This window comes from Eubacterium sp. 1001713B170207_170306_E7, from assembly GCF_015547515.1.
Taxonomy (GTDB): domain Bacteria; phylum Bacillota; class Clostridia; order Eubacteriales; family Eubacteriaceae; genus Eubacterium.
The window spans coordinates 105,145-126,079 of sequence record NZ_JADMVE010000004.1; the positions used below are offsets into that span (position 1 = coordinate 105,145).

The following is a 20,935-nucleotide window of genomic DNA, read 5'->3' on the forward strand; positions in this document are numbered from 1 at the left end:
TCCAGCCAGTATAGATAACCCTTATCTTTTTTCTTTCTGCACTGTCCCTGCGGGATCAGGCCCCGGGACAGATATCTCTGGGATTACTTTTTTCTTGTCTGCCTTGATAAAATACCCGATCACACCACAGATCACGGTTGGCAGCAGCCACCCGAACCCAAAGTGGTGAAGCGGTAAATAGTTGATAAACTGGAAGCCCAGGCCATGATTGGCGGCCGTTTCCAGAACGCCGACCACAAACGCGCCCAGCGCGGCAACTTTAAAGACATTGTCATTTTTGATCTTGTCACCCACAATGGTCAAAATGATCAGCGTGAGGGCCGGTGCGTAGACAATGGACAGGACCGGCTCTGAGATGGAGATGATCTCATCCAGGCCGATATTGGCAATGACCGGTGAAATCACACACACGATGGTGACAATAACCTTATAGCTGACACGCCCTTTGCTCAACCGTGAGAAATAGGTCCCGCTGGAGCTCACCAGCGCCACCGCTGTGGTAACACAGGCCAGCGCCACCACAATCCCAAAGATGACCATGCCGGCATTTCCGAGAAGGTTTTTAATGATCTCAAGAATCAGTGTTGACCTGGAAACCTCGACCCCATACATAGTCGAGACTGTTGCCCCGAGGTGGGCCAGACCAAAATAAACAATCAGGAGCCCTGCCCCGGCAACCAGTCCCGCGCCTCCGATTACAGCGTTCTTGGCTTTGATCTCCGTATAGCCCTTTTCCTTGACTGTTTTTACAATAATGACCCCAAAAATCAACGCTGCCAGCACATCCATTGTCTGGTAGCCAGAGGTGATGCCGCTGCTGATAATGTTTGAGACCTTTGGCTCAGCCCCAATTGGCCCCAGCGGATCAATGATCCCCTTTATGATGACAATCATCAGCCCGATAAACAAAGCCGGTGTCAGGAATTTACCGACAATATCTACCACCGATGCCTCCTTCACGCACAGCACCCAGATAAGCACGAAAAACGCGATCGAGGCAACCAGTGGATTCACCTCCGGAAAGATGGGTGCAATGCCCATTTCAAAGGTCGTAGCCGCAGTTCTGGGAATGGCCAGCATCGGGCCCACACACAGCACTACCAGCGTTGACAGCAGCACGGCGGGTATCCTCCCAATGCGGCAGGTAATCCCTTCAATATCGCTGTCACATTTCAGCATGGCCAGGATGGCCAGCATTGCCAGTCCAATATCTGCGATGTAGTAGCAGATAAATGCCGGCACCCACATCGACGCAGCCGTCATCCCAAGATAAGGTGGAAAGATCACATTTCCAGCCCCGAAAAACATCGAAAACAACGCAAGACCAACAATCCATTTGTCTTTTCTTTGACTCATTTTACACGCTCCTCTTTAATCAGTGTTGCAGGTCAGATTCCCAGGTGATTAATGGCTGCCTCTTTGCAGCACACGGTGTATGCCGGCTTCTCTTTTCTGATGATGGTTTTATTATATTCTCAGTATGTTTTTTCCGCAAAGTTGCTTAACATTCTTTAGAATTTCAATTCCCATGCCAAAAATTTCTCTACGCGAAACTTTTAACCTGTTTTGGCCTGTTTTTCGTTTTTTGTTTTTCGCAAGAAAACATTTTCACAAAAAAACAGATTTATATGAAAACATTTTCTTGCTTTGACCTTTTTAAAATTTATCCAAAAAAATGAAAAAACCCAGGCAAAATAAAGCTTTTACTGGGTTTGTTAATCATTAAACGTTTTACCAATTTTTACACTTTAAGGGTCAATCACAAAGCAATGATCTTCTTTCAAACGTTTTATTTCTTCTTTTGATACAACAAAGAGCTCTTCCAATTCTTTACTGGTCATCAGCTCCTTTGAAAGAATCACCTTAATGGCAGTTGGTCGCATGCTGTAATTATCCATTCCTGTCAAAATTCCCGGAATTGCGGATAGCTTTTTCATGGGGATGAAAAAAGACAAATACGCAATCTCCGCCTCACAGTAAAGATTCTGCATGATGAAAATAATAAAATTATCCCGGATGTTCATAGCGCCATGATAAATGCCCTCGCATTTTTTGTAGTTTTTAATATCCTCCGGCTGGTAATAAAAGGTCGCGTAATTCTGGCCGTTTGCGCTCTCCTCACTAAGACGGATATAGGAACAATAATTTTTATTGCGTGACCGTTGATAAAGGTAAAAGTGATCAATATTTCCAAGCTGGCTCCGCGTCACTTCCATCGTCTTATCCTCTTTCGGAATATCCAACAGAAGAGAGACCCCAATGTTTAGTGTCGACGCAATTTCAAATAAAGTTGAAACATCCATACCAATCGTACCTGTCTCATATTTTGAGATTGTCGCCCGGCTCTTGCCAATGGTTCGAGCCATTTCGTCAATGCTGATCTTCGCCATTTTTCGGTACATCCGAACCTGAGCCCCAATTTGTGCATTCAGTGAATTCTCTGTCATAATCTGCTCGCCCCCTATTTTTTTAAATAAAAAAACGAAATAAACAAGCTGTCTATTTTTAGTTGCATTCTACACGATTAAGAAAGGAACTGTCAATCTTTATTTGAAAAAACATAAAATTTCAGTCATTTTAATAAAACTTTGAACATTCATATCTTGTGCAAAAAATAACGCAAAAAGAGATGATGCGGCATTTCACCGCATCATCTCTTTTTTGATTGCATACCTTTTATTCCACAGCCTTTTCCAAAATCTCCACACACTTTCCAATCCCCAGCTTGTTGGCGTCCAGAATCATGTGGTAGCCCTCGGGGTCGCTCCATTTGCGGCCCGTATGGCTGTTGTAGTAGCAGGCGCGGCGTTTGTCAAACTTCTTCAGCACCGTCTCGGCGCTGGCCGCGTCCACGCCGTAGGTTTCCACGGCCCGTTTTATCCGGGCGTCCCAGCTGCTGTGGATAAAGACATTCAGGACGTCCTTTCGCTTTCTGAGGGCGTGGCTGGCACAGCGGCCAATGATTACGCAGGGGCCCTCGGCAGCCAGCTCGGTGATGATTTCAGCTTCCGCCAGGCGCAGGGCGTCATTTTCCGGCAGGCCGGGCGTGTCCCCCCTCATATTTTTAGACAGCATATAGACCGAGTAAAAGAAGCTGTTGGTTGGGGTTTCCTCCAGCGCCTCAAGGTATTCCGGAGAAACGCCCTTCTTCCTGGCGGCCATCTCCAGTATTTCTTTTCCATAATAGGGAATGCCCAGCTTTTCAGCGGTGCGGTAGCCGATCTCCCGGCCACCGCTGGCGTATTCCCGCTCAATCGTCACAATATTGTATTTCATAACCGTTTTACGCCTCCTCTTCCACTTCAAACTGGCTGTTGTACAGGTCGGCGTAGAAGCCGTTCTGGGCCAGCAGCGCCTCGTGGGTGCCCTGCTCGATGATGTCGCCGTCCTTCATGACAAAGATGCAGTCCGCGTTTTTGATGGTGGACAGGCGGTGGGCAATGACAAAGCTGGTGCGCCCGTGCATCAGGTTATCCATGGCTTTCTGAATCAGGATCTCGGTACGGGTATCGACCGAGCTGGTGGCCTCGTCGAGGATCAGGATTTTGGGGTCTGCCAAAATCGCCCGGGCGATGGTCAGCAGCTGCTTCTGTCCCTGGGACACATTGTTCGCTTCCTCGTTCAGCACCATGCCATAGCCGTCGGGCAGGGTTCTGACAAAGTGGTCGACCTGGGCGGCCACAGCAGCCTGGTGTACCTCCTCGTCGGTGGCGTCCAGCCGGCCGTAGCGGATGTTGTCGGCAATGGTGCCGTTGTACAGCCAGGTATCCTGGAGCACCATGCCAAACAGGCTTCTGAGGTCGTTTCTTCTAAAGTCCTTAATGTTGTGGCCGTCTACCAGAATCGCGCCGGAATCCACATCATAGAACCGCATGAGCAGCTTGATGATGGTGGTTTTCCCGGCCCCAGTCGGCCCGACAATGGCCACCTTCTGGCCCTCCTTCACCTGAGCGGAGAAATCATTGATGATGATCTTGTTCGGGTTGTAGCCAAAACGCACATGGTCGAAGGTCACGTTGCCCTGAACCTCTGCCGGCGATACCGGATTCTGCGGGTCTGGCACTTCTTCTTCTTCGGCCAGGAAGGTAAAGACACGCTCAGCCGCCGCCATGGTCATCTGCATGATGTTGGACATGTTGGCAATCTGGGAGATCGGCTGGTTAAACTGGCGCACATACTGGATAAAGGCCTGAATATCCCCGACGGAGATCCGTCCGTTGACGGCCAGGTAGCCGCCCAGAATACACACCGCCACATAGCCCAGGTTGCCGATAAAGGCCATGATGGGCTGCATGAGGCTGGAGAGAAACTGCGATTTCCAGGCCGAGCCGTACAGGTTGTTGTTAAGGCCCTCAAAAGTCTTATAGGCCTCCTCCTCATTGTTAAAGGCCTGGACCACCGAGTGCCCGCCGTAGATTTCCTCGATATGGCCGTTGATATGGCCCAGGTATTCCTGCTGACTGCTGAAATACTTCTGGGAGCGCTTGACCACCAGCACGATGAACACAAAGGACAGTGGAATGATGCACAGGGTCACCAGGGTCATCTGCCAGCTGATGGAGAGCATCATGACCAGAATCCCGATCACAGTGGCCACCGAAGTGATGATCTGGGTCAGACTCTGGTTAAGGGTCTGGTTGACGGTTTCGATGTCGTTGGTCAGAAACGACAGCACCTCGCCGTAACTGGTTTTATCAAAATACTTAAAGGGCAGGCGGTTGATTTTCGCGAAGGTGTTCTCACGCAGCTTGTAGGTGACCCGCATGGACACGCCGGTCATCAAAAAGCCCTGCAGGGCCGAGAAGATGGCGGAGATAATATACAGGCCCACCAAAAACAGCAGAATTTTCGCGATGCCTTCAAAGTCAATGCCGCTGCCCGTGTTGGCGATCATGTTCATTACGCCCTCAAAAATCTTGGTGGTCGCCTGGCCCAGAATTTTCGGACCGACGATGTTAAAGATGGTTGAGGCCACAGCGAAGATCACAACAAAGGTCACCGCGACCCGGTGCGGCTTCAGATAGGCCAGAAGCTTTTTAAGGGTGCCCTTAAAGTCCTTTGCCTTTTCACCGCTCGCCATCACAGCGCCGCCGCCCATGGGGCCTCCACGGCGTTTTGGAGGCGTTGGAGTGTTTTTTTTCGTTACCTTATTCGACATTTCCTAATTCCTCCTTTGACAGCTGGGAGCTCGCGATTTCCTGGTAGGTACCGCAGGTTCTCAGTAGTTCTTCATGAGTTCCCTTGCCGACCACACGGCCTTCGTCGAGAACAATGATCTGCTCAGCGTTCATGATGGTGTTGATGCGCTGGGCCACGATCAGGACTGTGGCGTCCTGAGTATAATCCTTGAGGGCCGAGCGCAGCGCCGCGTCAGTCTTAAAGTCCAGTGCCGAAAAGCTGTCGTCAAAGATATAGACATCCGGCTTTTTGACCAGGGCTCTGGCAATGGATAAACGCTGCTTCTGCCCGCCGGAGACATTGTCCCCGCCCTGGGCGATTTCGCGCTCAAAGCCGTCGGAATTGGCGTTGATGAACTCCATGGCCTGGGCAATCTCAGCTCCCTTTCGCACCTCGTCGCCGGTGGCCTCCTTGCGGCCATAGCGCAGGTTGGAGTCAATGGTGCCTGAGAAAAGCACACCCTTCTGGGGCACATAGCCCACCTTGTCGCGCAGGTCGCTCAGGCAGACATCGCGGATGTCCATGCCGTCCAGGGTAATCTGGCCGTCGGTCACGTCGTAAAACCGCGGAATCAGGTTGACCAGCGTGGATTTCCCGGAGCCGGTGGAGCCGATAAAGGCTGTGGTCTTACCCGGGTCCGCCACAAAATTGATGTCGTGCAGTACATCCTCGTCGGCTCCCTCGTAATGGAAGGACACATGGTCAAATACCAGGCGTCCCGGCACATTCTGCGGGAAGTGTTTGGGGTGCTCCGGATTCTTGATCACCGGGTCCACCGCCAGCACCTCGGCGATACGTTCGCCGGAGACCGCGGCCCTCGGTACCATGATAAACATCATGGAGATCATGAGGAAGGACATGATAATCTGCATAGCGTACTGCATAAAGGCCATCATGTTCCCAACCTGCATGGTGGAATCCGCGATCTGGTGCGCGCCCACCCAGATGACCAGCAGGGTGATGCAGTTCATGATCAGCATCATCACTGGCATCAGAAAGACCATGGCGCGGTTGACAAAGAGGTTGTTGGCCGTTACCTTGGCGTTTTCAGTCTTAAAGCGTTCCCGCTCAAAGTCCTGGTTGCCAAAGGCGCGGATAACCGACATGCCGTTCAGGTTCTCACGCATGACCAGGTTCAGGCGGTCCACCAGCTTCTGCACAATCTTAAAGCGGGGCAGCACCAGTGAAAAGGCCACCAGAATGACGCCGATCAGCACAATGACCGCCACGGCAATGATCCAGCTCATGGAGGTGCTCTCACGCAGAGCCATGATGATGCCGCCAACACCCATGATCGGGGCGTAGCAGATCATCCGGATGCCCATGATGAGCAGGGTCTGCATCTGAGTGATGTCGTTGGTGCTCCTCGTGATGAGCGAGGCGGTCGAGAAACGGTTAAACTCCGTATTCGAGAAAGATTCCACCTTCTTGAAGATGTCCCGGCGCAGCACCTGTGAAAAGCCGGCGGCAACCTTAGCAGCCAGCAGACCCACACAGATGGCCGCAATCACGCCCAGCAGGGACAGCCCCAGCATGATGCCGCCGATTTTGAGAATATACATTGTCTGGATACGGCCGGTATCGGCTCCCAGCTCTTTATAAAACTGTCTGACAAAGATGGCGCCTGTCTGCTGCTGGGTGGACTCCGGCGTCTGCATGGCCTTTTCGCGGGCGCTGTCAAACTGTGCCTGGGGCACCATGCTCAGCATCGGGGTCATCTCATACAGCTTGGACAGATCCATGTCATCCACGTTGGCGGTCATGTCCTCCTGGCTGGCGGCAGCGCCGCTCTGGTCCGCCATGGCTTCGGCGAAATTGATAAAGGTCCAGTCCGCCTCGCCAAAGATGGGGTCCAGCTTCGTGTAGGTGTCCTCATCGGTATTTTTAAGCACGTAGGCGCTTTCGTTCTTCATTTCAGGGTATTTTTTGATCTGCTTGTCGGTTGCCTCAGAGGGCGCGACCAGCGTGTAGGCGTCTGCCACCTCCGCTTTCTGCTCCTCGGTCATAAAGCGGGTCATAAAGTCATAGCCCTGCGCGCTGATGGCGTCCGGCGCGGCGTGCTCGATCCCATTCTGCTGAATCCCCACATTGACAATGTCGGACATGAAATTTGGCAGGTTCAAATCCGACATGGCCTGGACAAACAGCAGAACAAAAGCCAGCAAAATCGAACCGATATAGGGTTTGAGATACTTTGCTAATTTTGTCATAATTGCTTCCTTTCTTTAATGTCTTACTCCGGTTTCATTGTTTTCGGCATTCAGCCGCTCGATGGTCTCGGAAAACTCATCCATCAGGGCGATGAACTGCCGGGTCTTTTCCTCTCCCATTTCCTCCGTCGTCCGGGTCAGCAGGGTGAGCATAGGCCTCGGCGCGGTTTCCAGCAGAACCCGTCCCGCCTCGGTCACATTGACATAAACCACGCGGCGGTCCTTTTTGGTGGTAATCCGCTCCACATAGCCGGCGTTCTCAAGCGCATTAATCATCTGCGACACCCCCGGCATGGAGCTGTTCGTGGCCTTGCTCAGGGTTGAGATCCGCACCCCTGGCAGCAGGGCCGTTCCACTTTTCAAATGCTCGTGCTCCTGCTCTTTGCAGTGGTTGGCAATGCGCATCAGCATAAAAAACTCGCTTTGGCGCAGGCCGTCCACCCGCTGCTTGCTCATGATGTGCAGTAAATTCTTTTTAACCTGGTTTAAACTGGCCAGAAACGTTTCCCCAAGGCTTTTTTCATGATCCATGACGAACTCCTTCCCATTTGGGAGCCAGACCCTCCGCAGCCACCGGAGCCTCGGCCTCCATTTTTCTTTCGCTATCTTAATTATTACCCAACATAATAGTTAAGTAACTTAAATATTATTATAGCCCTTTTCGCCAGGACTGCAAGAGAAAAATGAAACCCGCAAACGATTTTCATATTTTTTTCATTCCAAACAGGCTGTATCAGGGGCTTTTAAAACCTGTATGCTTTCTTAAATAAAAAAAAGACCAGCTTTTCTGGTCTTGGATGATGAAATCTCCTGAGCCCTGCCAGAATACCAAAAAAGCCGTATCTGAATATTTTCAGATACGGCTTTTTAATACGCTTTTATTGAATGGAGGCCTCGTATATGCTCTTGATGGAGGCTGCCAGCATGGCGTTAAAGGCTTCGTCGCTCTGGTCCGCGCTCAGGCCCTCCGACAGCGCTCTTGAAAAGCTGGCGATAAGGCCCGGGTTCTGGGCCAGCAGGGCGTTTGATTCCTCACGGCTATAGCCGCCGGACAGGGCCACCACGCGCACCACATGCCCATCGGCAATGAGGTCGCTGTAGAAGCCGTTTTCGGATGGCAGGCTCAGCTTGAACATCAGGCGGACACCGCTGTCCAGGGCGTTCAGATGCTCCAGAAGCTCAGCCTTCAGGATTTTTTCAGCCGCTGCCTTGTCCGGGCTCTTGATGTTAACCTCCGGCTCCAGTATGGGCACAAAGCCAGCCGCTGCGATTTTCAGCCCCACCTCAAACTGCTGGTCCACAATCTGTTTGATGCCCACTGGATTGGCAGATTGGATGACCGAGCGCATTTTGGTCCCGAAAATATGGCGTTCGGCCGCGCGCTCAAGCAGGTTTTCCATATCCGGGATGGGCTTCATCAGCTGGACGCCGTCCTTTTCTTCGGCCAGTCCCTTATCAACCTTTAATATCGGCAGGATTCCCTTCTTGTCCCAGAGGTAATCCGCGGTGTAGACACCGTCGATGGTGCGGTCCATGGTCTTTTCAAAGAGAATCGCGCCCAGAATATACTCAGCGGTAAAGGCCGGGCTCTTGATGATCCTTGTGCGCATGGCGTGCACCAGATCAAACATTGCATCGTCGCCGTGGTAGCGGTCCTCGGCGATGCCGTACAGTTTCAGCGCCTTCGGCGTGCTGCCGCCGCTCTGGTCCAGCGCCGCGATAAACCCTTTGCCCTCTGCCATTCTTTCCAGTTGCTCTTGCTTCATTGTATAACCTCCTGATCGGATCGTTGATACCGGTCCTGTTAAATATTGATATTGGGATCAAACCGATCCCACCTCCTTTAGTGTAACCCTTTTCCTCAAAAAGATCAAGTGTTGTTTTTAATCCCGATGGGTTGAATAAGGTCCCGCAAGCGCGCGGGTATCCGGCTGTAGCACCGCCAGGACAGCTAAAAAGCCCCGGCGTAACGCCGGGGCTTTCGCATTTCATCTTCCTAAGCCAGGTATTCCTTACCCAGACTGTCCGCAACCATGATCGCCGCGTATACCGAATCCGCCGTAACCTCAAAAGGCATATTGTGGATGGATTCATCCGGAACCGTGGAGGCCTCAGCCACCGCGCGGATCTTTTCTTCTGTAACATCCTCAACGCCGAGCTCTTTAAGGGTAACCGGCAGTCCCACCGACAGGCAGAATTCCAGCACTTCCTCGATTTCTTCCATGGGCGCGTCCTCCAGCACCAGCTGTACCAGCGTGCCGAAGGCTACCTTTTCGCCGTGATACATATGATGGCATTCCGGCAGCACGGTAAAGCCGTTGTGGATGGCGTGGGCGCCAGCTAAGCCGCCGCTCTCAAAACCGATGCCGCTGAGCAGCGTATTGGCTTCAATGATCTTTTCAAGGGACTTGGTGCAGCAGTTGTTATCCGCTGCCAGCTTGGCCATAAAGCCCTCCTCAATCAGGGTGTCATAGCAGAGCTCCGCCAGATTCTGGGCCGCCATGGTGGTGGTTCCGGCCGCGCAGGTCGAGGCGTTGCTGGCTTCGCAGGCGCGGGCTTCAAAGTAGGTGGCCAGAGCGTCGCCCATGCCGGCAACCACCAGACGTGAGGGTGACTTGGCGATGATATCCGTGTCGACCAGCACCAGGTTCGGGTTTTGTTTTAAGAACAGATAGCTTTCAAACACACCATCCTCGGTGTAGATAACCGACAGGGCGCTGCAGGGCGCGTCGGTGGAGGCAATGGTCGGGACAATCACCACCGGCAGGTCATGGTAGTAGCCAACGGCCTTGATGGTGTCAAAGGTCTTGCCGCCCCCCACGCCAATCACAACGTCAATGCCTTTTTCCTTGCAGATCGCGCCGATCCGGTCGATTTCCTTTTTACAGCATTCGCGGTTAAAGGCTTCATAATCAACCGATACGCCGCTGCCCTCAAAGCTCTTGTCCAGTACCGCCTGGTTACGCTTCAGGCCGCTGTCTGTAATCAGGCAGAGCGCCTTTTTCCCCAATGCGGAAACATACTCTCCTAAACGGTATAATTCGCCGGACCCCTGAACATATTTGCTTGGTGAAATTAAAATCTGAGCCATAATTACCTCCTCATATTTAAAAAATTAGAAAATAAGCTGTTATTATCAGCCCTTCTTTACCTCGTATTATAAAGGATTTTTCTTAATACTTCCACACCGTTTTTCTCAATAACCTTTTTTTACTATTTATCCTCTAATTTTTACAGGTATTTCCCACGCCTGCTTGTAAAACAGGCCCTTCATCTATTTTCCCCGGTTCTGCTGCCGGTAGTCGCTTTCGTGCTTAAACACCGCTGCTGACAGCACCAGCACCGCCAGCGCTGCCACAGCGAAGATGGCCGCCCCGGCCTTGTTCTCAAACACACCCGTCGGAGCGTTCTCGCCCGTTCCGGTAATATTCTGGATGTCTGAGGCGCGGTTCTGCGCTTCCGCCTCTGCCGTCCCGGTCATGGGCTTCTGGTCCTCCTGGGCACCGCTGCCCGGCGTGGCTTCGGGCCCGGCGCCGCCCGCAGCTTTCAGGTTCGCTTCATTCATCAGAGCTGTCCACTCGGCCTTGCCCGAATGGATTGTGATATAGCGGGCCACGGCCTCCTCGGCCGCGCCGTACTCATTGGTCTCAGGCTTGCCTGAGAGCTCAGGGTATTTGGAGGCGTTTGAGGCCACAAACTGGTTGGTGACCACCGTGTAGACAGCGTCAAGATCCAGCGGCGAACCGCCAATGTCCACCGACACCAGCCGGCTGTCCAGCGACTTGGACGGGTCATAGGTGACCTTCATCCCGCCGATCTGCAGGTAGGAGCCGCCGCCGTCCGCAGGCCACTCATGCTTGCCCTCCTGGTAAGCCTTCAGGTTATTCGCCCCCATCTCAAGGGATTTTTCCAGAATACTCCTCAGGTCCGCTCCGCTGATTTTTTTGGTCACCAAATAATTGCCAAAGGGCGAAACCCCGATGATATCTCCCCTGGTGATGTTTCCGGCCGCCACCGACGCGCGGATGCCGCCGCAGTTCTCAAAGGCGACATCGGCCCCCGTGGCCTCGAGATAGGCCGCGGTGACCACCCGTCCCAGGTTGGTCTCGCCGGTGTAGGTCTTGACCGCGCTGCCCTCCAGGGCCACGTCGGTTTTGCCCACCACCTGGCTCAGCACGGGCTTCTGGCGTTCCTCGATGTCCGAGATGGTTTTTGAAACCTGCCAGTCCGACTCATAGGCTACGGCGTCAGCGGCCGGGACGGGACGGCCCACCGTATTGACAATTTTTCCGGTATCCGGATTGTAGAAAATTTTCACAATGCCAGTATTGCTGAAATAAGCGCCCGTCTGGGCAATGAACGTGCCGCCCACCATCTCGTCATACTGGGCGTGAGTGTGCCCGTCGATGATAACATTGATCTCCGGCACGGCCTGGGCGAGGGCCTTGCTGCTCAGCGTACCCTCCTTCTCAGTCATGCCGATATGGGCCAGCGCGATGATGATATCGCATTTTTCATCCTTCTGAAGCTTGTCCACGGTCTTTCTGGCCGCGGCTACCGCGTCCTCAAACCGCACGTCCTTCACGTTTTCCGGCGCTGTGGCGCTGTAAAGATCCGGGTTGATCAGGCCGAAAACCCCAATCTTCACTGAGACCGAGTCCCCGCGCGTCACGGTTTTGGTCATGTAGGGCTCAAAATAGTTCTGCCCGTCCGACGCATTGACCACGTTGGCGTTAATCAGTTTAAAGCCCTGCTGTCCGCCAGCCGGATCGTCCGGTTCCCCGGCTTCCGCGGCTGGCTCCCCGGTGCCCAGTGCTTTGAGCGCTGCCGCGCCGTAATTAAAATCGTGGTTGCCCGGGCACACGGCGTCATAGCCAACCGCCCGCAGCAGCTCCGCGGTGCTCTTGCCCTGCTCCACCGTGGCAAAGGGCATTCCGTGAAAGGTATCGCCCGCGTCCAAAATCAAATCCGCCTGCTCCTCATCCGCGATGGCCTTAACCTTTTCAAAGCCAACGGTGCTGGCGCTGTTTTTATACTGGCCGTGGGTATCATTGGTGTGCACAACCGTCAGCGTGATGGTGCCGTCCGGCGGATGATACGTGTCCTCCTGGGCAAAAGCAGGATTGATGCCGGCCAGGCACAGCATGACCGTCAAAGCAAAAGCAACTATTTTCTGATACATGATCGTCTCCTCGTTATCCAGGTTCCTTATTTTAATCCATTTCAAATATGATTATATTATACCATGCTTTCCCCTTAAAATAAATTTAAAAAGAGATGATGCGGCGTTTCGCCGTATCATCTCTTTTCTCATTCCGCTTCGCTTTCAGCGCTCACGCCAAAGGCGTCCAGCTCCGCCTGGGTTTCAGGCACCCTGATGCTTCCGTCCGCCACTGCCTTCTGCCATGTGTCATAGACGGCCTGAAGCTCTGGGGTAATGTTGCCACCGGCGCTGCCCAGGGTGATGCCCCCGTTGCCCACGCCATACTCGGCGATACCGCCTTTGAAGCTGCCGTCCATCTGCATTTTCGCGGCGTCATAGGCCGCGGTATCAACATTTTTAACCATCGAGCACAAAATCGTCGGCGCGAACTGCGGATAAACGACCGCCTGGTCCTGATCCACACCGATGAACCAGTAGCCCCCAGCTGCGGCGCTTTCGATCACGCCGATATTCGAGCCGCCCGCGAAGCCAAAGACCACCCCGGCGCCCTGGCCGCGCAGCTCTCCTGCCACCTGCCCGGCCCTCTCAGCGTCGTCAAAGCTGCCGACCGTGCCGCTCACCACCGTGTTGCCCGGCGCCACTGCCTTGACCCCGGCCCGGTAGCCGATCTCAGCGCTTTTGACCACTGGAAGGTCCATACCGCCGATAAAGCCCTGAACACCGTCCGTGTCATCGGCCGACGCCGCCAGAACACCCATCAGAAAAGCGCCCCCGGCATTGTCAAAGTTCATCGAGACAAAATTCGCGGGCAGGTCCGTCTCCGCGCTTTTAGGGGTGTCCCCGTCAATCAGCGCGAAGTGGATGTCCGGGTTCTGGGCTGCCGCGGCCAGCAGCTGGTCGCTGTGGCCCGTGACGCCAATGATCATGGCCGGCTTTGCCTGGATCGCCGCCTTGAGGTTGTCCTCATACTGAGCGTCCGTTGCGCTCTGGAGAATCTTGAGGTCATACTTGAGCTCCCGCGCGCCCTTGCGCAGACCGTTGATGATGCTGCTGTTAAAGGAGCCGTCCTCAATGCCGCCCACGCCGGCTGCGAACATGATCACCGGCTCCTCACTGGCTGTTCCGCCGCCCCTGGACTGGCAGCCGCCAAAGCCGAGGGCCAGGGCCAGTATGAGGACCGCTGCGGCCAGCCGTCTCATGACCCGGCCGCCTCCGAGTAATCCTCAATGTATTTGATGGCACTCACCGCCGCGATGGCGCCGTCGCCCGCCGCGGTTACCACCTGGCGCAGGGATTTCCGGCGCACGTCGCCTGCCGCAAAAACCCCCGGGATGTTGGTGTACATGTCCTCATCGGTGATGAGGTAATCCCGTGCGTCCTTTTCCAGGGTGCCAACAAAATACTGGGTGTGTGGAATCTGCCCCACATAGACAAAGACCCCCTGCACCGGAAGCTCGGTCATCGCGCCGTCCTTCACATTTTTGACCACCATGCTCTGCACCAGGCCGTCGCCCTTGATTTCCTCGACCACGCTGTCCCATATAAAATGGATTTTTTCATTTTCCATGGCGCGCTCCTGCAGCACCTTGGCGGCCCGCAGCTTGTCCCGGCGGTGGATCACCGTGACCTTGGAGGCGAATTTGGTCAGGTAGATGGCCTCCTCGATGGCGGTATCGCCACCGCCGACCACAGCGATCTCGAGATTTCTGAAGAAATTGGCGTCACAGGTGGCGCAGTAAGAAACACCCAGTCCGCGGAACTCGAGCTCACCCGGGCAGCCCAGCAGCTTTGGCTGCGCACCAGTCGCCACGATAATCGTCCTGGTCTGGTAAACCGTGCTGCTGGTGGTGACCTCAAAGGTTTGGCCTGTTTTTTCAAAATATTTGAATTCCTCGGTCTGGAACTCAACGCCAAAATTAACACACTGCTCCTTCATCCTCTCGGTGAGGGAAGGACCCGTGGTGTCCGCCGGCGCGCCGGGATAATTTTCGACCTCCCAGCTTGTGGCGATCTGCCCGCCAAGGCCGCCCTTTTCCAGAATCAGGGTACGCATCTGCCCTCTGGCGGCGTAAAGACCGGCAGACAGGCCGGCCGGGCCGCTTCCAATGATAATAATATCGTAAAGCATCAGTAGATTACCTCCTCAATTTTGTTAACGCTGCGCTGCTCCTTCAAGTCCAATATGTCGTTGGCAATATTGGAAGCATGGTCGCCGACGCGTTCAATGTTCGCCAGCAGATCAAGGTAGACCACGCCCGCGTAGGCGTTGCACTGTCCCTTGTTCAGGCGGCGGATATGTTCATTCTTGAGCTTATCGGTCAGCGTATCAATCTGGTCCTCCTCGCTCAGGACCCGTTCGCAGAGGCTTCTGTCCTCTGTCTCAATCATCTGGGTCACATCGCTCAGCGTCCGGTTGGTGTACTCGATGAGGTTTTCCAGATCCGCTGTGGCCACATCGCTCAGTGTAATTTTTTCACGGTTTTTCATTTCGGCCAGCTCGCTGATGTTTTCAGCGTGGTCGCCGATACGTTCGAGGTCGTGGCTCCCCTTCAGGTAGAAAGCCAGACGGTCATTTTCCTGCTCCGACACGTTCATGTTTGAAAGCCTGACGGTAAAGTCCATGATACCATGCTCGAACTCGTCGATCCGCTCCTCGCGCTCGACAATCTTTTCAATCAGCTTTTCATCGCCGGTCATCACCGCGTCGCAGGCGGTTTTAAAGTTTTTCTTTGCCATCTCACTCAGCCGGATAACCTCCTTGCCAACCTGGCCAAGGGCAACCGACGGGTTGTTGAGCAGACGTTCGTCCAGCTGCAGGCCTTTTTCCTCCTCGGCTGTCGGAAACATTTTTTCCAGCAGCGCCACAAAGCGGTCGATAATGGGCAGCAGCACAATGGTGTTGGCCACGTTAAAGAAGGTATGCGACATGGCGATCTGGCGCGCGACATTGGGCAGCACCTGGCCGGTTTCGGTGATGGTGGTTCCGGAAATATTGACAATCAGCTCATAGATCGGATTCACAACCGCAACGGCGTCGATAATACCCAGTACTATCATTACCCAGACCGCGCCGAAAATATTCACGAACAGGTGGATAAAGGCCGCGTTTCTGGCAGCGGTGGACGTGCCGATGCTGGACAGAAGGGCAGTGACACAGGTCCCGATGTTGGTCCCGATCATGATGGGGATACAGATCTGCACCGCGTCTGTTCCGCCCACGCCGGCAAACACGCCGGAGATGGCCAGGGCCTGCAGGAGGCCGAGGGTCGCGCCGGAGCTCTGCATGATCCCGGTGATCACCGTGCCCAGCAGCAGGCCAAAAATCGGGTTTTTGCCGTAGGTGGTCAGCAGCCTTATGAACTCGGGGCTGTCGTTCAGCGGCTCCATGGTCGAGGACATCAGGTTAACGCCAAAGAACAAAATCCCAAAGCCCAGCAGGATACTGCCCAGATCGCGGGCGCTTTTCTTTTTGGCGAACAGGGCCATAAAGGTCCCGACCCCGATAAAGAAGGGTGCGACCGCAGTCACGTTAAAGGCGATGAGCTGGGCCATGACGGTGGTCCCGATGTTGGCCCCCAGAATAATCCCAGCCGCCTGGGTCAGCGTCATCAGCGACGCGTTGACAAAACCAACCACCATAACGGTCGTGGTGCTGGAGCTCTGGACCATAATGGTGACAATGATCCCGCACAGCACCGCCTTGAAGCGGTTGTTCGTCAAAATCTCCAAAAGATGCTTCATCTTATTACCGGCAACAATCTTTAAGCCCTCACTCATGAGATGCATCCCGTAGATAAACATCCCCAGGCCCCCAAAAAGACCAATAAACATCGATAATGTCATACTTTCCTCCACATAAGCATAATCTCGTTTTCTGTACTTTTGCTTAAACACACTTATAGCTATTTTAACACTAAACGTACTATTTTTTAACAACAAATTTACTTTTTCAGAAATTATTTTTAGGCACTGTTTTTTGAGAGAAACTGTGGTAAAATAATAGGATAAACGAAAATTTGTAGGAGGATACTATGTCTGCATTCACAATGAATGAAATTGTCAGCCTGGCAAAAATGAGAGGAATCGTTTTTCCGGGGTCTGAAATTTATGATGGTCTCGCCAACAGCTGGGACTACGGCCCGATCGGGGTCGAAATGAAAAATAATGTAAAAAAAGCCTGGTGGAAGAAATTCGTCCAGGAATCACCTTATAATGTCGGCCTTGACGCCGCGATTCTGATGAATCCTAAAACCTGGGTCGCGTCTGGCCATGTGGGCGGCTTCAACGACCCGCTCATGGACTGCAAGAGCTGCAAAACCCGTTTCCGCGCCGATAAGCTGATCGAGGATTATTTCCACGAAAAGGGCGAGGACACCGTCGTGGACGGCTGGTCCAACGAAAAAATGATGGACTTTATCCGTGAAAACCACATCAAGTGCCCCGAGTGCGGCGCTGAGGATTTTACCGATATCCGCCAGTTTAACCTGATGTTTAAAACCTTCCAGGGCGTTACCGAGGACAGCTCATCCGAGATTTACCTGCGGCCCGAAACTGCCCAGGGTATTTTCGTCAACTTTAAGAATGTACAGCGCACCACCCGCAAAAAGATCCCCTTCGGGATCGGACAGATCGGTAAATCCTTCCGCAACGAGATCACCCCCGGGAACTTCATCTTCAGAACCCGTGAGTTTGAGCAGATGGAGCTTGAGTTCTTCTGCGAGCCTGGCACCGACCTCGAATGGTTTGCCTACTGGAAGGACTTCTGCCGCGACTGGCTGTACGCCCTGGGCATGAAGGAAGAAAACCTCCGCTTCAGAGACCACGAAAAAGAGGAGCTGTCCCACTACTCCAACGCCACCACCGACGTCGAGTTCCTGTTCCCCTTTGGCTGGGGCGAGCTCTGGGGTATCGCAGACCGTACCGACTTCGACCTCACACAGCACCAGAATGTTTCCGGTAAGGATATGCAGTACCAGGATCCGGTAACCAATGAAAAATACCTGCCCTACGTCATCGAGCCCTCCCTGGGCGCTGACCGTATGTTCCTGGCCTTCCTGTGCAACGCCATGGAAAAGGAAACCCTTGAAAACGGCGAGGAACGAAACGTCATGAAGATTCACCCGGCCCTTTCCGCCTACAAGGCCGCAGTGCTTCCGCTATCCAAAAAGCTCAGTGAAAAGGCCACTGAGGTCTACGCCGAGCTGGCCAAGCACTTCATGGTGGATTACGACGAAGCCGGCAGCATCGGCAAGCGCTACCGCCGCCAGGATGAAATCGGCACTCCGCTCTGCATCACCGTCGACTTTGACACCCAGGAGGACAACGCCGTCACCCTGCGTGACCGGGACACCATGGAGCAGATCCGTCTGCCCATCTCCGAGGTGGTGGGTTATATCGAACAGAAAATGGCTTTCTAGCTTTTAAAAAAAAGAGATGATACGGCGTTTCGCCGCATCATCTCTTTTTTAAAGCTCATAGGTCATGTAAAATTCTTCCATATCCTCTCTGGTCGGCTCGTCCAGGGCATATTTTTTTATGTTTCGGATCGCCCCCTCCAGGGCCGCCAGCTTATTGAGGTTCAAATTCTGGACACCGCCCCGTTTAAGACGGAGGAAAGCTTCCTTGCTGCCCAGCTTGCGCAGATCGTCCGGGGTGTTGATTCCCACTTTTTTCAGGTCCTTTTCAAAGCCAAGACCGATGTTTAACATGTCGTGTAATTCTTTAATCTGATCCAGTTCGTTCATTTTTGTTCCTCCATTTATATCATCGATTATTCAAATTTCATTACGCGTCCGGCTGGTATCGGCCATCGCAATAGGTGGCGTAACCGCCGGATAAAAGATAAAGGTTATTATAACCGCAGCCCCGCAAAAGCCGGATCGCCGTATAAGCGCGCTGCCCGGCCAGGCAGTACACATACAGCGGCAGCTCACGTTCCTGGGGCAGCTCATCAAGGCGTTCCCGCAGCGCGTCCAGCTCAATGTTGACCGCGCCGTCGATATGGCCGTTTTCATACTCCTGCGGCGTCGTTACATCCAGCAGAAAACCGCCTTCTGCCACCACACCGTCCACCTCATCCCAGCCAATGGTTTTGTAGATACCCTCGCTGATATTCCCGGCGATGGTGCCGAGAATGTTCACAGGGTCCTTGACTGTGGAATAGGGCGGCGCGTAGCAGAGCTCCAGACAGGCGAGATTCCTAATGGTTGCGCCCAGGCGCATAGCCGTCGAGATCACATCGATCCGTTTGTCGACTCCCTCTTTCCCCACTGCCTGCGCACCGAGGATTTTGAGGGTTTTGGGATCATAGATAAGCTTCAGATCAATGAGCGAGGCTCCGGGATAATAACCTGCGTGGCACAGCCGGTGCGCGTGTACCTCCTGATAAGAAATACCCATTTTTTTAAGACGGGCAACATTATTTCCCGTCACAGCGGCTGTCTGATCAAAAATTTTGAGGATGGAAGTTCCCTGGAGGCCATTGTTGACTGTAGGCAGACCTGCCAGATGGTCCGCGAGCACGCGTCCCTGCCGGCTGGCCGGTCCCGCGTGCGCCGCCGCGTAGGGCTGCTTGTCCACAAAGTTCTGTACCTGGATGGCGTCGCCGATGGCGTAAATGCCGTCCACCGGGGTCAGCAGGTCCGCGTCCAGGGCAGCGTAGGTCTGGGTGGTGACAATGTAGCCGGCCTCGTTGACTCTGAGGCCCGCCCGCCGGGCCAGTCCGCTTTCAGGCTTCACCCCCGTGGTCAGCACTGCCAAATCACACTCCAGCGCACGTCCCGACTCCAGCACCAGGATTCTGCCCTCATTCTCGAAGCGGCTTGCGCCATCCTCCAGAATAATGCCCACGCCGTGGGCATTGAGCGTGCGGTGCAGTATCTGGGCCATTTCAAAATCAAAAGCTCCCAGAAGCTGCCGTCTTTTTTCGACAATGGTCACCGCCAGGCCCAGCCGGCTCAGGTTTTCAGCCATCTCAACGCCCGCGAAGCCGCCGCCGATCACGACTGCGCGCTCAGGGGCGAGGGCTGCGCACGCTTTCTTAAGCGCGTCGGCGTCCCGGACCTCCTTCAGGGTAAAGGCGTTGTCCGCAGCGTCCATTCCCGGCAGCTCCGGCACAGCCGGCCGGGACCCGGGCGAGAGGATCAGCTTGTCATAACGTTCCTCATAGGTCTCGCCCGTCTCCAGGTTTTGTACCAGCACGCTCTTGTTGTCCCGGTTGATGGACAGCACCTCACTGCCACAACGGATATCCAGACGGTAACGCTTCGCAAGCCCTGGGGCTGTCTCGGCAAACAGCGCCTGCCGCCGACCGATAACGTCCCCGATGTAGTACGGAAGGCCGCAGCCAGCATAAGAAATATGCCCGCTCCGCTCAAACAGGATGATCTCATCCTCCTCGCTCAAACGTCTCAGCCTCGCCGCGGCCGAAGCACCGCCGGTCATCCCGCCGATGATCAGTATTTTCTTCATCTAACTTCCTCCTCAGAAGTGCGTTCCCATGTCGAGATTATGACATGGTTATTGAACTTATGACACTTTTATACCCAACTTTACTGCAAATAAAAACAAGTTGCTATTTTTTCATAATATGCACATTATACGTTTAAAAGAAACATCTGTCAATGTGAGCCGCCGCTTTTCCAAAGTAATTGAAAAAAGTTAATGAAACCCGGCCAGTGTTCATGATAAGATAAAAAGACCAATGATCTTAAGGAGGCTTTGTATGAGAATTATGATCATCGAGGATGATCCCAAAATCCGCCGGGAGCTCAGCGAGTTTCTGAGCCGCTATGGCTATGAGCCTGTCCTTCCGGACAGCCTTGACCACATTGTGGAATCCACCCTGGCAGACCTGCCGGACCTCATCCTGCTGGACATCAACCTGCCCGTTTACGACGGGTACTACATCTGCCGCGAAATCCGAAAGCAGTCCGAGGTACCCATCATCATCGTTACCAGCCGGGACAGCGAGTTTGATGAGCTCATGAGCATGAACCTGGGCGCGGACGACTATATTACCAAGCCCTACAACACACAGATCCTTCTGGCGCGCATCGCCTCTGTGCTCAAAAGAGCCAATCCGGCCGGGGGCTCCACCATGACCCATAACGGCCTCACCCTGGACCTCTCCCGCAGCGTGATCCTGTCCGCCGGCGGCGAGACCGAGCTCACAAAGAACGAAGCCGGGATACTGAGGCTGCTGCTGTCCCACAAGAACGAAATCGTCTCCCGCGAGGCCATCATGAACGCCCTCTGGCAGTCCGACGCCTTTGTGGACGACAATACCCTCACGGTTAACATCAACCGCCTGCGCCGCAAGATCGGTGAAATCGGGCTGAAGGACTACCTGGTAACCAAGCGCGGCCAGGGCTATATGGTGTGA

At 53.9% G+C, this 20,935-nt stretch carries 16 protein-coding genes; 2 read left to right on the forward strand and 14 right to left on the reverse strand.

Features of this window, described 5'->3' with window-relative positions:
* Positions 1-21: 21 nt before the first annotated feature.
* The 12 genes from brnQ to I2B62_RS11140 all read right to left on the reverse strand — a co-directional run bounded on the left by brnQ (position 22) and on the right by I2B62_RS11140 (position 16,395).
* Entirely contained in the window at positions 22-1,356 is a 1,335-nt protein-coding gene (gene brnQ / locus I2B62_RS11085) for a branched-chain amino acid transport system II carrier protein (protein ID WP_195269149.1), read from the reverse strand.
* Between the two features lie 392 nt (positions 1,357-1,748).
* The gene (locus I2B62_RS11090; protein ID WP_195269150.1) at positions 1,749-2,447 is read right to left on the reverse strand and encodes a helix-turn-helix transcriptional regulator; all 699 of its coding nucleotides are present in this window, start codon (positions 2,445-2,447) and stop codon (positions 1,749-1,751) included.
* 229 nt (positions 2,448-2,676) lie between these two features.
* Positions 2,677-3,276: a cytidylate kinase-like family protein gene (locus I2B62_RS11095; protein WP_195269151.1), complete on the reverse strand. Its 600-nt coding sequence runs from the start codon at positions 3,274-3,276 to the stop codon at positions 2,677-2,679.
* Positions 3,277-3,283: 7 nt separating this feature from the next.
* Complete coding sequence (locus I2B62_RS11100; RefSeq protein WP_195269152.1) at positions 3,284-5,158, reverse strand: ABC transporter ATP-binding protein; 1,875 nt, start codon at positions 5,156-5,158, stop codon at positions 3,284-3,286.
* Positions 5,148-7,388, reverse strand: coding sequence for an ABC transporter ATP-binding protein (locus I2B62_RS11105; protein ID WP_195269153.1), 2,241 nt, complete (start codon positions 7,386-7,388; stop codon positions 5,148-5,150). The genes I2B62_RS11100 and I2B62_RS11105 overlap by 11 nt, the downstream gene beginning before the upstream one ends.
* Before the next feature lie 15 nt (positions 7,389-7,403).
* Positions 7,404-7,919 carry a MarR family transcriptional regulator gene (locus I2B62_RS11110; protein ID WP_243259498.1) on the reverse strand — a complete coding sequence of 172 codons (516 nt, stop codon included), beginning with the start codon at positions 7,917-7,919 and terminating at the stop codon, positions 7,404-7,406.
* Positions 7,920-8,266: 347 nt separating this feature from the next.
* Entirely contained in the window at positions 8,267-9,154 is an 888-nt protein-coding gene (locus I2B62_RS11115) for a fructose bisphosphate aldolase (protein WP_195269154.1), read from the reverse strand.
* Positions 9,155-9,384: 230 nt separating this feature from the next.
* On the reverse strand, positions 9,385-10,479 hold the full coding sequence (locus tag I2B62_RS11120) for a glycerol dehydrogenase (RefSeq protein WP_195269155.1): 1,095 nt from the start codon (positions 10,477-10,479) through the stop codon (positions 9,385-9,387).
* A 183-nt stretch (positions 10,480-10,662) separates the two neighbouring features.
* Positions 10,663-12,570, reverse strand: coding sequence for a 5'-nucleotidase C-terminal domain-containing protein (locus tag I2B62_RS11125; RefSeq protein ID WP_195269156.1), 1,908 nt, complete (start codon positions 12,568-12,570; stop codon positions 10,663-10,665).
* 128 nt (positions 12,571-12,698) lie between these two features.
* Positions 12,699-13,751, reverse strand: coding sequence for a BMP family ABC transporter substrate-binding protein (locus I2B62_RS11130; protein ID WP_195269157.1), 1,053 nt, complete (start codon positions 13,749-13,751; stop codon positions 12,699-12,701).
* The gene (gene trxB / locus I2B62_RS11135) at positions 13,748-14,680 is read right to left on the reverse strand and encodes a thioredoxin-disulfide reductase (RefSeq protein WP_195269158.1); all 933 of its coding nucleotides are present in this window, start codon (positions 14,678-14,680) and stop codon (positions 13,748-13,750) included. Before trxB ends, I2B62_RS11130 begins: the two co-directional genes overlap by 4 nt.
* Positions 14,680-16,395: a Na/Pi cotransporter family protein gene (locus tag I2B62_RS11140; protein WP_195269159.1), complete on the reverse strand. Its 1,716-nt coding sequence runs from the start codon at positions 16,393-16,395 to the stop codon at positions 14,680-14,682. The genes trxB and I2B62_RS11140 overlap by 1 nt, the downstream gene beginning before the upstream one ends.
* Before the next feature lie 188 nt (positions 16,396-16,583).
* On the opposite strand from I2B62_RS11140, the gene I2B62_RS11145 reads away from it, so the two are divergent.
* Positions 16,584-17,969: a glycine--tRNA ligase gene (locus tag I2B62_RS11145; protein WP_195269160.1), complete on the forward strand. Its 1,386-nt coding sequence runs from the start codon at positions 16,584-16,586 to the stop codon at positions 17,967-17,969.
* A gap of 48 nt (positions 17,970-18,017) precedes the next feature.
* On the opposite strand, the gene I2B62_RS11150 is transcribed toward I2B62_RS11145, so the two are convergent.
* Together I2B62_RS11150 and I2B62_RS11155 are read right to left on the reverse strand one after the other, a co-directional pair.
* The gene (locus tag I2B62_RS11150; RefSeq protein ID WP_195269161.1) at positions 18,018-18,296 is read right to left on the reverse strand and encodes a TfoX/Sxy family DNA transformation protein; all 279 of its coding nucleotides are present in this window, start codon (positions 18,294-18,296) and stop codon (positions 18,018-18,020) included.
* A gap of 40 nt (positions 18,297-18,336) precedes the next feature.
* On the reverse strand, positions 18,337-20,022 hold the full coding sequence (locus I2B62_RS11155) for an FAD-dependent oxidoreductase (RefSeq protein WP_195269162.1): 1,686 nt from the start codon (positions 20,020-20,022) through the stop codon (positions 18,337-18,339).
* A 253-nt stretch (positions 20,023-20,275) separates the two neighbouring features.
* Here I2B62_RS11155 and I2B62_RS11160 point away from each other — a divergent pair, with 253 nt between their 5' ends.
* Complete coding sequence (locus I2B62_RS11160; RefSeq protein ID WP_195269163.1) at positions 20,276-20,935, forward strand: response regulator transcription factor; 660 nt, start codon at positions 20,276-20,278, stop codon at positions 20,933-20,935.

Excerpts from the sequence above, each read along its gene's own strand:
- I2B62_RS11100 (WP_195269152.1), bottom strand. The coding sequence starts at position 5,158 with ATGTCGAATAAGGTAACGAAAAAAAACACTCCAACGCCTCCAAAACGC.
- I2B62_RS11140 (WP_195269159.1), bottom strand. The coding sequence starts at position 16,395 with ATGACATTATCGATGTTTATTGGTCTTTTTGGGGGCCTGGGGATGTTT.
- I2B62_RS11105 (WP_195269153.1), bottom strand. The coding sequence starts at position 7,388 with ATGACAAAATTAGCAAAGTATCTCAAACCCTATATCGGTTCGATTTTG.
- I2B62_RS11120 (WP_195269155.1), bottom strand. The coding sequence starts at position 10,479 with ATGGCTCAGATTTTAATTTCACCAAGCAAATATGTTCAGGGGTCCGGC.
- I2B62_RS11160 (WP_195269163.1), top strand. The coding sequence starts at position 20,276 with ATGAGAATTATGATCATCGAGGATGATCCCAAAATCCGCCGGGAGCTC.
- trxB (WP_195269158.1), bottom strand. The coding sequence starts at position 14,680 with ATGCTTTACGATATTATTATCATTGGAAGCGGCCCGGCCGGCCTGTCT.
- I2B62_RS11145 (WP_195269160.1), top strand. The coding sequence starts at position 16,584 with ATGTCTGCATTCACAATGAATGAAATTGTCAGCCTGGCAAAAATGAGA.
- I2B62_RS11095 (WP_195269151.1), bottom strand. The coding sequence starts at position 3,276 with ATGAAATACAATATTGTGACGATTGAGCGGGAATACGCCAGCGGTGGC.
- I2B62_RS11110 (WP_243259498.1), bottom strand. The coding sequence starts at position 7,919 with ATGGATCATGAAAAAAGCCTTGGGGAAACGTTTCTGGCCAGTTTAAAC.
- I2B62_RS11150 (WP_195269161.1), bottom strand. The coding sequence starts at position 18,296 with ATGAACGAACTGGATCAGATTAAAGAATTACACGACATGTTAAACATC.
- I2B62_RS11130 (WP_195269157.1), bottom strand. The coding sequence starts at position 13,751 with ATGAGACGGCTGGCCGCAGCGGTCCTCATACTGGCCCTGGCCCTCGGC.
- I2B62_RS11125 (WP_195269156.1), bottom strand. The coding sequence starts at position 12,570 with ATGTATCAGAAAATAGTTGCTTTTGCTTTGACGGTCATGCTGTGCCTG.
- brnQ (WP_195269149.1), bottom strand. The coding sequence starts at position 1,356 with ATGAGTCAAAGAAAAGACAAATGGATTGTTGGTCTTGCGTTGTTTTCG.
- I2B62_RS11115 (WP_195269154.1), bottom strand. The coding sequence starts at position 9,154 with ATGAAGCAAGAGCAACTGGAAAGAATGGCAGAGGGCAAAGGGTTTATC.
- I2B62_RS11090 (WP_195269150.1), bottom strand. The coding sequence starts at position 2,447 with ATGACAGAGAATTCACTGAATGCACAAATTGGGGCTCAGGTTCGGATG.
- I2B62_RS11155 (WP_195269162.1), bottom strand. The coding sequence starts at position 20,022 with ATGAAGAAAATACTGATCATCGGCGGGATGACCGGCGGTGCTTCGGCC.